The 14,366-nt window shown below is 44.9% G+C and carries 14 protein-coding genes; all 14 read left to right on the forward strand.

Annotated elements, in window-relative coordinates; all coding sequences use genetic code 11:
• The first annotated feature begins 178 nt into the window (after positions 1 to 178).
• The 14 genes from yfmF to ASD24_RS22485 all read left to right on the forward strand — a co-directional run bounded on the left by yfmF (position 179) and on the right by ASD24_RS22485 (position 14,274).
• A complete protein-coding gene (yfmF, locus tag ASD24_RS22425) occupies positions 179 to 1,459 on the forward strand; it encodes an EF-P 5-aminopentanol modification-associated protein YfmF (protein WP_056700697.1) in 1,281 nt (426 codons plus the stop codon).
• A gap of 3 nt (positions 1,460 to 1,462) precedes the next feature.
• Positions 1,463 to 2,743, forward strand: coding sequence for an EF-P 5-aminopentanol modification-associated protein YfmH (gene yfmH, locus ASD24_RS22430; RefSeq protein WP_056700699.1), 1,281 nt, complete (start codon positions 1,463 to 1,465; stop codon positions 2,741 to 2,743).
• A 1-nt stretch (position 2,744) separates the two neighbouring features.
• Positions 2,745 to 3,518 (forward strand): elongation factor P 5-aminopentanone reductase, encoded by a 774-nt coding sequence (ymfI, locus tag ASD24_RS22435; protein ID WP_056700700.1) that lies wholly within the window; start codon positions 2,745 to 2,747, stop codon positions 3,516 to 3,518.
• 120 nt (positions 3,519 to 3,638) lie between these two features.
• A complete protein-coding gene (locus ASD24_RS22440; protein ID WP_056700701.1) occupies positions 3,639 to 3,902 on the forward strand; it encodes a DUF3243 domain-containing protein in 264 nt (87 codons plus the stop codon).
• 198 nt (positions 3,903 to 4,100) lie between these two features.
• Positions 4,101 to 4,868 carry a DUF3388 domain-containing protein gene (locus ASD24_RS22445; protein WP_056700702.1) on the forward strand — a complete coding sequence of 256 codons (768 nt, stop codon included), beginning with the start codon at positions 4,101 to 4,103 and terminating at the stop codon, positions 4,866 to 4,868.
• Positions 4,869 to 5,062: 194 nt separating this feature from the next.
• Positions 5,063 to 6,097: a helix-turn-helix domain-containing protein gene (locus tag ASD24_RS22450; protein WP_056700703.1), complete on the forward strand. Its 1,035-nt coding sequence runs from the start codon at positions 5,063 to 5,065 to the stop codon at positions 6,095 to 6,097.
• 73 nt (positions 6,098 to 6,170) lie between these two features.
• The gene (locus ASD24_RS30790; RefSeq protein WP_164848671.1) at positions 6,171 to 6,335 is read left to right on the forward strand and encodes a hypothetical protein; all 165 of its coding nucleotides are present in this window, start codon (positions 6,171 to 6,173) and stop codon (positions 6,333 to 6,335) included.
• 158 nt (positions 6,336 to 6,493) lie between these two features.
• Positions 6,494 to 6,985 carry a YajQ family cyclic di-GMP-binding protein gene (locus tag ASD24_RS22455; RefSeq protein ID WP_056700705.1) on the forward strand — a complete coding sequence of 164 codons (492 nt, stop codon included), beginning with the start codon at positions 6,494 to 6,496 and terminating at the stop codon, positions 6,983 to 6,985.
• A gap of 325 nt (positions 6,986 to 7,310) precedes the next feature.
• Positions 7,311 to 7,898, forward strand: coding sequence for a CDP-diacylglycerol--glycerol-3-phosphate 3-phosphatidyltransferase (gene pgsA, locus ASD24_RS22460; RefSeq protein ID WP_056700707.1), 588 nt, complete (start codon positions 7,311 to 7,313; stop codon positions 7,896 to 7,898).
• A 106-nt stretch (positions 7,899 to 8,004) separates the two neighbouring features.
• Positions 8,005 to 9,261, forward strand: coding sequence for a competence/damage-inducible protein A (locus ASD24_RS22465; RefSeq protein ID WP_056700709.1), 1,257 nt, complete (start codon positions 8,005 to 8,007; stop codon positions 9,259 to 9,261).
• A 240-nt stretch (positions 9,262 to 9,501) separates the two neighbouring features.
• Positions 9,502 to 10,566 (forward strand): recombinase RecA, encoded by a 1,065-nt coding sequence (recA, locus tag ASD24_RS22470; protein WP_056700710.1) that lies wholly within the window; start codon positions 9,502 to 9,504, stop codon positions 10,564 to 10,566.
• Positions 10,567 to 10,782: 216 nt separating this feature from the next.
• Positions 10,783 to 11,523 carry a regulatory protein RecX gene (locus ASD24_RS22475; RefSeq protein WP_056700712.1) on the forward strand — a complete coding sequence of 247 codons (741 nt, stop codon included), beginning with the start codon at positions 10,783 to 10,785 and terminating at the stop codon, positions 11,521 to 11,523.
• Positions 11,524 to 11,829: 306 nt separating this feature from the next.
• Positions 11,830 to 13,371, forward strand: a complete 1,542-nt coding sequence (rny, locus tag ASD24_RS22480; RefSeq protein ID WP_056700714.1) for a ribonuclease Y — start codon at positions 11,830 to 11,832, stop codon at positions 13,369 to 13,371.
• Between the two features lie 108 nt (positions 13,372 to 13,479).
• Entirely contained in the window at positions 13,480 to 14,274 is a 795-nt protein-coding gene (locus tag ASD24_RS22485; protein ID WP_056700716.1) for a TIGR00282 family metallophosphoesterase, read from the forward strand.
• The last annotated feature ends 92 nt before the right edge of the window (positions 14,275 to 14,366 follow it).

Raw genomic sequence — 14,366 nt, forward strand, 5'->3', positions numbered from 1 at the left:
TTAGAAATAGGGGAATACAGACGTTTTGAATGTTCTCAAGAAGCAACCAGAAGGCGTGTCTTTGGTTGCTTCTTGGCTTTTGGATGGGTTAAAATGGTTGATACACTTAAGGTTTGCTACTCTTAGCATCACAACGCAATCGTGCATGACAAATGACGCCGTAAAGGGGTTTTGACAGTTGAATACATCAGGCTTTGAACGAGGAAGTCGGAAACAATTCCGTATACATGTACTGCCTACGAAACGTTTCAAGACATTCGCTATATCGCTTTACGCGGGGGTTCCTTTACAAGAAGATACAGTTACAAAGGTGGCTTTAACCCCTTTTGTACTTCGACGGGGAACAGAATCATATCCTGAAACAACGCAGTTCCGTGAACAACTGGAGCATTTGTATGGTGCTGGATTTGGGTTTGACGTATATAAACGCGGAGACTATCAGATTGTACAATTTCGGATGGATACCATTAATGATTCGTTTGTAGGTGGAGATGAGCAGCTGCTGGATCGTTCTTTTGCTTTCCTAGGTGAAGTGCTCACTCGCCCGGCTCAGGAGAACGGACATTTCAGATCATCTTATGTACAAGCCGAGCGTGAAACGGTGCGCAAAAAGCTGGAATCCATCGTAAATGATAAAATGCGTTACGCTGCAGAGCGAAGCATTGAGGAGATGTGTAAGCATGAGCCTTACCGTCTGCATCCATTGGGTGAACGCAAAGATCTTTCTACTATTGAACCTCAGGGTTTGACAAATTCATATCAATCATGGTTGCAGGATGCAAGTATGGATCTATATGTGGTCGGAGATACAACGTTGGAAGAAGTGGAGAACCTGGTCGAGCGACATTTTAATGTGGAGCGAGTAACGTCTGCTGACTATCATGCGCAAGAAGCTTATGTCGGAGATAATGAAGTCAATACAGTGGTTGAACGAATGAGTGTCAGTCAAGGTAAACTTAATATGGGATTGCGAACATCGATCACGTACAGAGACCCTGAATATGCATCGGCGTTGCTGTACAATGGTATTTTAGGTGGGTATCCACATTCGAAATTGTTCGTTAATGTTCGTGAAAAAGAAAGTTTAGCTTATTACGCTTCTTCACGTTATGACGGTCATAAGGGGATTGCAACCATTCAATCAGGGATTGAAATCCCCAATTATGAGAAGGCTGTGACCATTATTAAACAGCAGCTAGAAGAAATGAAAAGTGGAGCAATCACGGATCTGGAAATGTCGCAGACCAAGGCGATGATTCGCAACCTTTTGAAAGAAATGCAGGATTCGGCATACGAGATGATCGCTTATGATTTTAATCGCCAATTATCAGGTAAAGATCGTACAGTTGAAGAGCTGCTGAACCAAGTGGAGTCCATTAGCAAAGTTGATGTTCAACAAGTAGCAGAGAAGTTCCGTCTGGATACGATTTATTTCTTGCGTGATGAGAAGGAGGAATAACCGGTGGAGAGCATAAAATATGAACATTTGCAGGAAACGCTGTATTACGAAGTCATGGAAAATGGACTGCATGTCTATTTACTGCCTAAGCCGGGATTCCAGAAAACGTATGCTACATTTGCTACGAAATATGGATCGGTCGATAATCATTTCCGGGTTGAGGGACAAGAAGAGGTGAAAGTGCCAGATGGCATTGCTCACTTCTTGGAGCACAAAATGTTTGAAGAGCCGACGGGCGATATTTTTGCAACTTTTGCGTCTAATGGTGCTTCGGCGAACGCATTTACCAGCTTCGATCAGACCGTTTATTTGTTTTCTGCCACAGAGCATATTAACGAAAATATACAAACATTAATCAATTTTGTGCAAAATCCTTATTTTACGGATCAAAATGTGGACAAGGAAAAAGGCATTATCGGCCAAGAAATTAATATGTACTCCGATAATCCCGATTGGCGTGTTTACTTTGGCTTAATTGAAGCCATGTATCAGAAACATCCTGTGCATAGCGACATTGCGGGTACTGTTGAATCCATAAGCGGGATCACAAAGGAAACGTTATACAACTGTTACCATTCTTTCTACCATCCGAGTAACATGCTCTTGTTTGTTGTTGGTGGAGTAGACCCGGAAGAAGTGATGGAACTGGTTCGTAGGAACCAGGCGGAGAAAAGCTTTGAGTCCCAAGGACAGATTGAGCGTCTGTTCGAGGATGAACCAGAGCAAGTAGGGGAGGCCAGACGGGAAGCCAAACTCGCTGTATCCTTGCCTAAGTGTCTCTTCGGTTTCAAGGAAACAGAGGTCGGATTCACAGGTGAAGAATTGCTGCGGCGTGACATGGCTACCCAATTAATGATGGATCTGCTCTTTGGCTCCAGTACACCACTGTTCCAGAAGCTGTATGATGAGGATCTGATCTCAGATAGTTTCGGATTTGAATACAACAGCTCGCCGCAGTATGCATTCTCGGCTATTGGTGGTGACACGAAGGATCCAGATCTGCTGCTCGCCCGAATCCGTGAAGAGGTCGATGCTATTGTGGCAAAAGGATTTGAAGCCTCTGATTTTGAGCGGGCTCGCAAAAAGAAAATAGGTGGATATTTACGAATGCTGAATTCACCAGAGAACATTGCACATGAATTTACACGTCAACAATTCCGTGGAGGGGACTTCTTCAACATGTTACCGGTGTATGAATCCCTTACCTTAGAAGAAGTAAATGACAGATTAAAAGAACATATTCGTTGGGATCAACTAGCGGTATCGCTTGTCGTGAGTCCTTAACATGGAGAGGGGAACAGGACAAATGTTGAAGCCGATTGGAGAAATGACGGTGCTAGTTACTGGTGCGAGTGGAGGCATTGGAGCAGCCATTGCAGAGCGCTTTGCGAGAGTTGGCATGAATGTGGTAATCCACTACATGAAATCACATGAAGCAGCCAATGAAGCGGCTAGAAGATGTATGGAGCAAGGTAGTGGCAAGGTAATGACGGTATCTGCTGATCTTCGCAGTCGGGAACAGATTGGACGTATGCGAGAGAAGCTGGAAAGTCACGGGCTTATGCCTGACATACTGGTCAACAACGCGGGGATATCCCATTATGGAATGCTCGCAGATGTCACGGAAGAAATATGGGATGAAGTGATGGCAATCAATCTGAAAGGTACATTTATGTGTACACAGGAAATGATGCCACATATGATCTCACAACGATATGGACGAATTATTAACGTGTCATCCATATGGGGGTTGTCAGGTGCCTCCTGTGAAGTTTTGTATTCCACGACTAAAGGAGGCTTAAATGCCTTTACCAAGGCGTTAGCCAAAGAGCTTGCACCATCTGGGGTGACCGTAAATGCGGTCGCTCCCGGGGCGGTTCAGACATCGATGTTAGACCATCTAGATCAGAATGAGTTGAAAATGTTAGAAGAGGAGATTCCCGCTGGCAGACTTGCTCAGCCTGATGAAATTTCGTCACTAGTTTATTTCCTCGCCTTGCCAGAGTCTGGATATATTAATGGTCAGATCATTAGCCCTAACGGAGGCTGGCTTACGTAATCCGCTTGGATATAAGACTAGAGCATAGCTGGATGATTTACCCTGTATATAAAATGTTCGGAAAGCACATATTACAACTGTTGATTTTAAATCTCATGCGACAGCTAAGGAGGATTTATCATGTCAACAGAAAAAACAGTGGTCTCTAACTTTGACACTTGGAAGAAGTTCTTAGGTGGTCGCGTACTGCAAGCAGAGAAGATGGGGATGAGTGAAGATACCATCAACAAACTTGCCTACGAGATCGGTGACTTTCTGGATGAGAAAGTCGATCCGGCGAACCATTCCAACCGCGCATTGAAGGAATTATGGGATGTCGGCGATGCAGATGAGCGTCGCACGATCGCGTGCCTGATGGTCAAACTGGCCAAACAAAACGCATAAGTTTCACAGATGGAGAGCTCCCGCAAGGGGGCTTTTCTCTAATGATTACAGACTGATTACAGACCTGTTCTTGTAATTCATTTTCATTTTATATATCATTAACGTGACCCATTTTTAGAAGATGACTCAGTTTGCCGTCTCAAGGACGCGTTCTGTTGCTGTCGAATAATGTGGAATAATGCATTACGGGGTGTTCAAATGGAATCTAAACAATGGTATATGGAATACAAAATACATAAGAACAGACCCGGCCTTTTGGGGGATATCGCCTCCATGCTGGGGATGCTTGAAGTGAATATATTGACTATCAATGGTGTTGAGGGTAAAACTCGTGGTATGCTTCTTGAATCGGATGATGATGAGAAGATTCGTCTATTAGGCGAGATGCTTGCTAAGGTTAACAGCATTACCGTGTCAGCTTTGCGCCAACCGAAGCTAGTTGATATACTGGCTGTTCGTCATGGTCGATATATCGACCGTGATTCTGATGATCGTAAAACATTTCGTTTTACACGCGATGAACTTGGGTTACTTGTGGACTTTTTGGGTGAAGTATTTAAAAGGGAAGGTAATCAGGTTATCGGGTTACGCGGTATGCCGCGCGTAGGGAAAACCGAATCCATTATTGCGGGTAGTGTGTGTGCGATGAAACGTTGGACCTTTGTGTCGTCCACCCTCCTTCGTCAGACCATAAGGAGTCAATTATCCGAGGACGAAATGAATCCAAACAATGTATTTATCATCGATGGTATTGTTAGTACAATTCGTTCGAGCGAACGGCACTATAACTTGTTACAGGATATCATGACGATGCCAAGTACTAAGGTTATTGAGCATCCAGATATTTTTGTACAGGAATCTGAGTATGATTATAATGATTTTGACATTATCATCGAGCTTCGGAACAATCCAGGCGAAGAAATTATTTATGATACGTTTACGGCCAGCTACACCGATGAACTGTAAGGCTGCGTGAAAGATCATGAAATAGATTAGCACCAACTAGAGCATTTTGCACAATCCGAAAGATCAACTATCAAACCCATAGAGTCTGGGCGAGACTTCGTTTTTCGTCTAGATTTTGTACCCTTGAGCATGTGGGATCGAATGATGCAAAATGCTGACTAAAGAGAAAAAGAAAAACTGAAGGAGGAGATGGCATGTCTGAACTGGGTCAGCAGTTGAGAGAGGCCCGGCTGCAAAAAGGGATGAGTCTTGACGACGTACAGGAAATGACTAAAATTCGCAAAAGGTACTTGGAGGCAATAGAAGCAGGGGATTACAAGGTGCTTCCAGGTAGCTTCTATGTGCGTGCGTTCATTAAAACCTATGCGGAAACGGTTGGACTGAACCCTGATGAGCTGTTAGAGGGTCACAAAAAGGATGTACCGGCAGAGGAAGCCGAAGCGACTATGGAGCCTGTTATTCAGAAGCGTTCCAGTCGTCCGGTCGAGCGGAACACTCGTTGGATGTCAGTCGCTTTAATGTGGACATTCCCGTTATTAATTCTAGTGTTGCTTTATGCCTTTTGGTCTTCGGGCAAGGGTGGAGATGAAACTCCAAGTCTGGATGATACAAAGATTACAGATAGCCAGCAACAACCAGATGATAAGCCAGATCAACCTGCGGATAACGGACAGGCGGCTAATCCACCATCTACGGAAACAGGTGGAGATGAAGGTATTGCAGGTGGTAACGGTGGAGGTCAAGAAGATACAGGACAGACAGGTGAACAAACCGATGATTCTGAAGGCCAAACGCCAGAGGACACAGAGGAGGAGCCTACCAGTCCGCCTACAGGGGTAGCTGTGACTGAAGATGGCAAATCAGGCAATATCACAAACTTTAAAGTGAGTGGAAGTGCAGGACAGCCTGTGACGGTAACGATTAATGCTTCAGGTGAGAGCTGGCTTGAGGTGTACAAAGGTGAAAATTCCAGCGGCGAAAAACTGCAGTTCGGTATGACTGCTGATGGAAACTCATTTACGTTTAATCTGGATAGCACAGGTCTTTACATTAAATCCGGTCGTGCTTCAGCGACGACTATTGAGGTAGGCGGACAAGTGGTAACAGATGGTAAAGCCACGAATCGGATCCGTTTACAGCTTGGGGATGACAGTGCTGCTACCACAACAACGGATAGTGTAGACTCTACATCAACGGACGGAAGCGAAGGCACAGCCACTGGCGAATAACCGAAGTCACTGCGGGGGACACTAACGTTGTCTTAACTTGCAGTTAATCTTCGGTAAAGCGAGGTGGAAGGCTATGACAGTCAGCTGGATCGTAACAGGTTTAGGGATTATTGTCAGCCTCCTGGGGTACTATTTAACCCCGAGCGCTTGGGGTTACGGAATTTTGGGCTTTGGACTTGCACATGTGATTTTGGGTGTGCTTGATATGTTCAGACAACCAAACCGCAGCAGGTATTAAGCTATAAGACAACAGTAAGAAAAAGCATTCTTGATCAGCCAACCATGGAGGGTCAAGAATGCTTTTTCTGTTGTTTATCTTCTCTAAAATTAGACTTTTCAATAGGGTATCCTCTATAATGTTACACAGAACATATGATAACTGAAAGGGTGACCGGTTTGAGTTCAGAAAATTCTTTTGATATCGTGTCCAAGATGGACTTGCAGGAACTGACTAATGCCGTAACACAAACGGAAAAGGAAATAGGCACACGTTATGATTTCAAGGGGAGCAAGAGTAGCTTGAAATTGGACAAGGATGCTCTAACAATTGTGTCTGATGACGAGACCAAGCTCAAGTCTGTCATTGATGTGTTACAATCGAAGATGGCTAAACGAGGTCTGCCGCTGAAGAACATTGATTATGGCAAGGTTGAACCAGCTTCTTCGGGAACCGTTCGTCAACGTCTGAGCTTCAAACAAGGAATTGACCAGGATATTGCTAAAAAAATCAATATTTTGATCCGTGATTCCAAGATGAAGGTGAAGAGTCAGATTCAGGGTGATCAACTACGGGTAACTGGAAAAAGTAAGAATGATTTGCAAGCGGTAATGCAATTGTTGAACGGTGCAAATCTGCCACTAGATCTGCAGTATACCAACTTTAAATAAGCCATGCGTTCAGGGCGCTTGAAATTCACAAGCGTTTTTTGACACTGCAATGGGCGTATATTATACTAAGTGTGCATTGCTGGCAATCCATCATATTAGCCCAGTCATCATCGTTTGCTGACTTTGTGATATGCAGTACATTTTCTGGAAGTCACCGGAACGTTTTAAACGCTTTTACGTTTGAACGGTGGACTTTATTTTTTGCGTTTTTTACATAGTGAGGTATGTTGCTGAAGTGGCCTGTACAAATTACAAGTTTCTGATGATGCGTCTGGGATAAAGATGAGTGTTTGGAGTTATTGGAGGATAAGAGGGAGGGCGTCTTGTGAATTTACCCAACCGGATTACGCTTGCACGAATTTGCTTAATCCCTTTTTTGATGGTGTTTCTGCTTGTGGATTTTCCATTTTATCCGGAGCCGTTGCAGCTTGGAAGCTTTTCGCTTCCTTATAATCAATTGATTGCGGCTGTAATTTTTCTCATTGCAGCAAGTACAGATGGAATCGATGGTTACTTGGCACGTAAGAACAATATGGTTACTAATCTTGGCAAGCTGCTTGATCCTTTGGCAGACAAGCTGTTGGTGACTGCTGTACTCATTTCGCTCGTAGAAATGGGCAAGTTAGATTCCTGGATCGCTGTCGTGATCATTAGCCGTGAATTTGCAGTCACAGGTCTCCGCCAGATTGCATTGCTGGATGGATCTGTTGTAGCGGCAAGCAATTGGGGCAAGCTAAAAACCGTTGTGCAAATTGTAGCTATTGTACTGCTTCTGCTGAATAATTTCCCGTTCTCTTACACAGGGGTTCATGTGGATGTTATCGCAGTGTGGGCTGCAGCGATTATAACAATCTGGTCAGGAATTGATTATTTTATTAAAAACAAAAACTTGCTTAATTTATCAAAAGCGTAATCGTTCCGGAAAACGGGTAATTTAGAAGGAACAATTTGTACTAAGGGCAATAGGAAAACATCCTATTGCCCTTTGAATACTCACAGCGTGCACAGGAGGATATAGAATGAAGGCAGAAATCATTGCGGTTGGCACAGAGCTATTGCTTGGACAGATTGTGAATACCAATGCGAGATATTTGTCTCGCGAATTAGCCGCGATCGGAATTGATGTGTATTTCCAAACAGTTGTTGGGGACAATCTAAGTCGCCTTAGTGAAGCAATCCGCATTGCTCAGAGTCGTGCAGATGTCATTTTATTTTCCGGTGGCATTGGGCCAACACAGGATGATTTAACCAAGGATGCATTGGCTGAAGTGTTAGGTCGTAAGCTGCATATAGATCGACTAGCGATGGACAAAATAGAAGGCTTTTTCAGGGATCGAAATGTTACGATGACCGAGAATAATCGCCGTCAGGCTATCGTTATTGAAGGGGGAACACCTCTAGCTAACGAGACGGGGCTTGCAGCGGGAAATGCCATCTCGGACAATGGAAAACACTATGTAGTTATGCCTGGGCCGCCTAAAGAGCTGATTCCTATGTTTGAGCAGGAGGTTAAGCCATGGCTCTTCCAACATGTTCTGACAGAAGAGATGCCGATCTATTCCAGAATGCTGAAGTTTGCAGGTATAGGGGAGTCGGCTTTGGAGGATCGTCTGCTTGATCTGATCGACGGACAGACAGACCCTACGATTGCTCCGTATGCAAGCGAAGGGGAGGTTACCGTGCGTGTCTCTACCAAAGCACCGAATGAGGGAGAGGCGCAGGTTAAGCTGGATGCGATGGAAGTTCAGATTCGTGAGCGTTTGCCAGAGCATCTGTACGCCAATGAGGATGTGCCTATTGAGTATACGATCGTTACGATGATGGCTGATATGGGTCTGACTCTTAGTGCTGCTGAGAGCTGCACAGGCGGGCTTGTCATGCAGAGCCTGACATCAATTCCAGGCAGCGCGGCTATTCTTAAAGGCGGAATTGTATGTTATTCCAATGAGATGAAAGAAAAATTGCTGAACGTTCCTCATGATTATCTTGAGGGTGAAGATGCGCCCGGAGCGGTAAGTCCTGAGGTTGCTAAAGTATTGGCAGAGCAGGTGCGCATGATTGGTGATGCTAACTTTGGATTAGCTGTTACAGGTGTCGCAGGGCCGGGGTATTCTGAGCGTAAGCCCCCTGGTCTTGTCTTCATTGCTCTAGCTGAACGCGGCAAAGAGACGGAAATCCATGAATTACGTATTAACGGTAATCGGGAAACGGTTCGCATCCGTTCGACCAAATCTATCTTGTACCGATTGTGGCGCAAGCTTGTTGAAATAGATTAGTTCTTCCGCTTGGTTTGCTTTTACAGTGCAAAACAGGTATAATTTTAACAGACGGAAGAACCGTAGAATCAGGCACTTTAGCCTTGTTTACGGTTCTTTTTTCTGTTTAATTCCAGGTTTTCTTGAGGAAGAGGCGCCTCGGCCTTTACAAAAAAAACGAATGTATGTTCGAAAAAAAGCTTGGCAAACGTGTTAAAACAAGGTATCATTATCTTATAAACAGTAAAGGGTGTGAGCATATTGTCAGACCGTCGTGCCGCGCTTGATATGGCGCTCCGTCAAATAGAGAAGCAATTTGGTAAAGGATCCATCATGAAACTGGGTGAGTCGACCCACATGCAAGTGGAAATTATTCCCAGCGGTTCCTTGGCTCTGGATATTGCATTAGGAACAGGCGGCTTGCCTAAAGGCCGGATTGTTGAAATATATGGACCTGAATCTTCTGGTAAAACAACTGTAGCACTACATGCGATTGCTGAAGTGCAAAAAGTAGGAGGACAAGCTGCATTTATCGATGCCGAGCATGCTCTTGACCCCCAATATGCAAGTAAGCTTGGTGTTAACATCGATGAATTGCTTCTGTCTCAGCCAGACACGGGTGAGCAAGGGCTTGAAATTGCAGAAGCACTCGTTCGCAGTGGTGCTGTGGATATTGTCGTTATTGACTCCGTTGCTGCATTGGTACCTAAAGCTGAAATTGAAGGCGAAATGGGGGATTCCCACGTTGGTTTGCAGGCACGTCTGATGTCACAGGCGTTGCGTAAATTGTCGGGTGCAATCAGCAAATCCAAAACAATCGCAATCTTCATTAACCAGCTTCGTGAAAAAGTTGGGGTTATGTTTGGTAACCCTGAAACAACACCTGGTGGTCGTGCCTTGAAATTCTACTCCACAGTTCGCTTGGACGTTCGTCGGATTGAAAGTATCAAGTCAGGCAATGACATCATCGGGAACCGTACACGTATAAAAGTGGTTAAGAATAAAGTAGCACCACCGTTTAAACAAGCTGAAGTTGATATCATGTACGGTGAGGGTATCTCTAGAGAAGGTAGTATCATTGACATTGGTACAGAACTGGATATCGTTAACAAAAGTGGTGCATGGTATTCCTATGAGGGCGAGCGTCTAGGACAAGGTCGCGAAAATGCGAAGCAATTCATGAAAGAGCACAAAGAAATTGCCCAAGTAATTGAGCAAAAAATTCGTGAAGAAAGCAATTTAACGACGCTAGTTCCTGCTCCAACAACTGATGATCAGAAAAAAGAAGAAGCAGAAGAACAAGAATTGTTTGAAATTAACGAGTAATTTACTGAACTCCTGAGGCTTGTCTGATTGTGACTTGACTATACACAGGAAATAAGGTTTGTGGCTCGCATTGTCCAACAGCCTCTGTCCCATAGGACAGGGGCTGTTGGCACGCTAACTGTATAAGATATGGCCGGGCTAAACTCCCGGCCTTTTATCATAATGTCTGATCTTCCGTGGAGAGCAGAATTAGCAACGATGAAAGGAGATTAAGGCATGGACAAATATGATGAGGATTTATTTGAAGAAGCAGAGTTAACGGGAATCTCCCAATTTCCCGATCATGAGGAGTTGACCATTACACGGGTTGAGCGGTTGCTGAAGGGACGAGTGGCGAGATATCGTATCGAGTTCGGTATGCACTCAATTACTGTTCTGGAAGATGTAATGATTAAATATCGGTTGATGCGAGGCAACACATTTGTAAAAAAGGATCTTGAGGAAATTGTTGTGGCTGATGAGCGCCAACAGACATATGTTCAGTCTTTGCGTTATCTCGAATTTAAGCCGCGTACACGGCATGAATTAAGCCAGCGTTTGCGGCAGAAGCAGTTTGCGCCTCCATTGATTGAAGAGGTGTTGGATCGGCTGGAGCAGGAGAGTTTGATTGACGATGAAGCATTTGCGAAGGAATGGACACGTCAGCGTATGGAGGGTCAGCGTAAGGGAAAACTGTGGATAAGGCAAGAACTTCGCCAGAAGGGCATTGCCAATGATCTAATTGCTGAAGCTTTGGAAACCGTGAGCGGGGATACAGAATTTGAGACTGCTTTGACCGCAGGACGTAAGAAGTGGAATCAAGTCAAAGGCGACATTTCTGAGAAGAAACGCAAAACGCTTCCTTTTCTGATGCGGCGTGGTTTTCCGATGGATATGGTGCGCCGTGTCGTTAATTGTTTAATTGAAGAAACTGAGGCTAAAGACCCTGATGATGACGACGCTTTACTGTGGGATTAGGAGACAGGACACTCTATGTCGCATTCTCTTGACAATTTCTTTCGTCAAATACTAAAATGGACATGAGTCTTATTGAAATGGAGACCCTTTTTCCTTCCAAAAAAGCGGTTTCGGTTCTTGAGATTTCAACCATTCATGATTATGGGTTCGCTTGAGAGCGAATAGTACGTGGTGAACATGTACACTTGAAATGAAAATCGGCGGGGGATCGCCGTAGGTAATCTTTATTCCCAAACATATGTAAGGCTTGAAAACTGAAATTGACCCAAGGAATGCCTTGGAGGAATCAACGAGGAGGTGAACAGTATGTACACTGCAATCATGATCGCTCTCGTTGTAGCCGCGCTATTCATTGGGTTCGGAGTAGGATATTTTATTCGCAAATCTCTTGCAGAGGCTAAAATCTCTAGTGCGGAACAAGCTGCCGTACAAATCGTGGAGAACGCGAAAAAAGAGGCAGAGGCACTGAAGAAAGAAACGGTGCTGGAAGCGAAGGATGAAATTCATCGCATTCGCGCCGAGGCTGAAAAAGACACTCGTGAACGTCGGAACGAAATTCAACGACAAGAAAGACGATTGTTGCAAAAAGAAGAGTCGCTGGATAAAAAGATGGAATCACTCGAACGTAAAGAAGAGCAAGTGGCTAACAAAGAGAAACGTATTGATGAGACACAGCAGCAAATTGAAATGATCTACAAAAACCAGGTGACTGAATTGGAGCGTATATCCAATCTCACTATGGAGGATGCACGCAGTATCATACTGTCCAACGTAGAACAGGAAGTTCGTCACGAGACGGCTCAAATGATCAAGGACATCGAACAGCAGGCGAAAGAAGAGGCGGACAAGAAATCTCGCGAGATTATTACGCTTGCTATCCAACGTTGTGCGGCTGATCACGTTGCCGAAACTACAGTATCTGTTGTGACATTGCCGAATGAAGAGATGAAAGGCCGGATTATCGGTCGTGAAGGACGCAACATCCGTGCGCTTGAAACCCTTACGGGGATTGACCTCATTATCGATGATACGCCAGAAGCAGTTATTCTGTCGGGCTTTGACCCGATCCGTCGTGAGATCGCTCGTACTGCCCTGGAGAAATTGGTGGCAGATGGACGAATCCACCCGGCACGTATTGAAGAGATGGTTGAGAAGTCTCGTAAAGAAGTGGACGAGCGTATCCGTGAGTACGGTGAGCAGGCAACCTTTGAAGTTGGCGTACATGGATTGCACCCAGACTTGATCAAAATTTTGGGACGACTGAAGTTCCGTACAAGTTATGGTCAAAATGTCTTGAAACATTCTATGGAAGTGGCTTACTTAACTGGGCTGATGGCTGGCGAACTCGGAGAAGACGTAACGCTGGCAAGACGTGCAGGTCTATTGCATGACATCGGTAAAGCGCTGGATCACGAAGTGGAAGGATCACACGTCGAAATTGGCGTGGAACTGGCGAAGAAATACAAAGAACATCCTGTAGTAATTAACAGTATCGCGTCCCATCACGGGGATTGCGAAGCAACTTCGGTTATTGCGATGCTGGTTGGCGCAGCAGATGCGCTCTCCGCAGCAAGACCGGGTGCACGCCGCGAAACACTGGAAACGTATATCAAACGACTGGAGAAATTGGAAGAGATTTCAGAATCGTTCGAAGGTGTCGAGAAATCGTACGCTATTCAAGCTGGACGCGAAGTTCGCGTTATGGTACAGCCTGAGAAGATCGACGATGCTGAAGCATTCCGTCTCGCGCGTGACATTACGAAGATGATCGAGAATGAACTCGATTATCCAGGTCACATCAAAGTCACCGTCATTCGGGAAACCCGTGCGGTTGAATACGCAAAATAGAGTATTTTGGGAAAAGTGGCCGCAGTGATGGGCCACTTTTCCTGTTGATAACCATGTATTGCAAGTGTCGGAATCTGAAGCTTTGTAGTGAATGAAGGAGGCAGTACCATGAAAGTTCTGTTTATTGGTGATATTGTAGGCAACGTTGGACGGAAAGCATTGAAAGAAAATCTTCCGTACCTGAAAAATAAATATAAACCACATGTCATTATTGTTAATGGTGAAAATGCAGCCGCAGGTCGAGGAATTACAGGTGCAATTGCTAACGAATTTTTCAATTGGGGTGTGCATGGAATCACCCTCGGTAACCATACATGGGATAACAAGGATATTTTTGATTTTATAGATGATGAACCACGTATGATTCGCCCAGCGAACTTCCCTCCTGGCACACCAGGAAGAGGGTATACTGTGGTCAAAGGCGAAGGGAAAGAACTTGCCATCGTAAACTTGCAAGGGCGGACTTTCCTACCTGCACTGGACTGCCCGTTCCGTGTAGCTGATGAAATTGTAGATGAGCTACGTCAGGATTATAAATGTATTCTCGTGGACATGCATGCTGAAGCAACTTCGGAGAAAATCGCGATGGGATGGCATCTTGACGGACGTGCGTCTCTTGTCGTAGGTACACATACTCATGTACAGAGTAACGATGATCGCATTTTGCCAGGTGGAACAGCTTACCTGACAGATGCAGGTATGGTTGGACCTCGTGATGGTATTCTTGGTATGGAGCGTGAAGCGGTGCTCTGTAAGTTCTATACACAACTGCCTGTGCGCTTTGTTGTAGACGACGGCAAATGGCATTTTCACGGCGTAGTGGTCGAGATTGACGAATCTACAGGTGCAGCAACACGAATTGAAAAAATCCGCCTGACAGAAGACGAGTGGCGCATGGAATAGGGGCAATGTCCCATTTTGCAAGGAAACCCGTCTAAAAAGAAGGAATTTTTTTGCCTCCCGCGAATAACATCTAGTAAGTGGAAACAAACATT

Origin of the sequence: Paenibacillus sp. Root52 (assembly GCF_001426865.1) — a bacterium.
In the GTDB taxonomy this organism is placed as follows: Bacteria; Bacillota; Bacilli; order Paenibacillales; family Paenibacillaceae; genus Paenibacillus.

What these genes read in the sequence shown, in the direction of transcription:
- ymfI (WP_056700700.1), top strand. Translation starts at nt 2,745, where the DNA reads ATGGAGAGGGGAACAGGACAAATGTTGAAGCCGATTGGAGAAATGACG.
- ASD24_RS22440 (WP_056700701.1), top strand. Translation starts at nt 3,639, where the DNA reads ATGTCAACAGAAAAAACAGTGGTCTCTAACTTTGACACTTGGAAGAAG.
- ASD24_RS22445 (WP_056700702.1), top strand. Translation starts at nt 4,101, where the DNA reads ATGGAATCTAAACAATGGTATATGGAATACAAAATACATAAGAACAGA.
- ASD24_RS22450 (WP_056700703.1), top strand. Translation starts at nt 5,063, where the DNA reads ATGTCTGAACTGGGTCAGCAGTTGAGAGAGGCCCGGCTGCAAAAAGGG.
- ASD24_RS30790 (WP_164848671.1), top strand. Translation starts at nt 6,171, where the DNA reads ATGACAGTCAGCTGGATCGTAACAGGTTTAGGGATTATTGTCAGCCTC.
- ASD24_RS22465 (WP_056700709.1), top strand. Translation starts at nt 8,005, where the DNA reads ATGAAGGCAGAAATCATTGCGGTTGGCACAGAGCTATTGCTTGGACAG.
- ASD24_RS22475 (WP_056700712.1), top strand. Translation starts at nt 10,783, where the DNA reads ATGGACAAATATGATGAGGATTTATTTGAAGAAGCAGAGTTAACGGGA.
- rny (WP_056700714.1), top strand. Translation starts at nt 11,830, where the DNA reads ATGTACACTGCAATCATGATCGCTCTCGTTGTAGCCGCGCTATTCATT.
- ASD24_RS22485 (WP_056700716.1), top strand. Translation starts at nt 13,480, where the DNA reads ATGAAAGTTCTGTTTATTGGTGATATTGTAGGCAACGTTGGACGGAAA.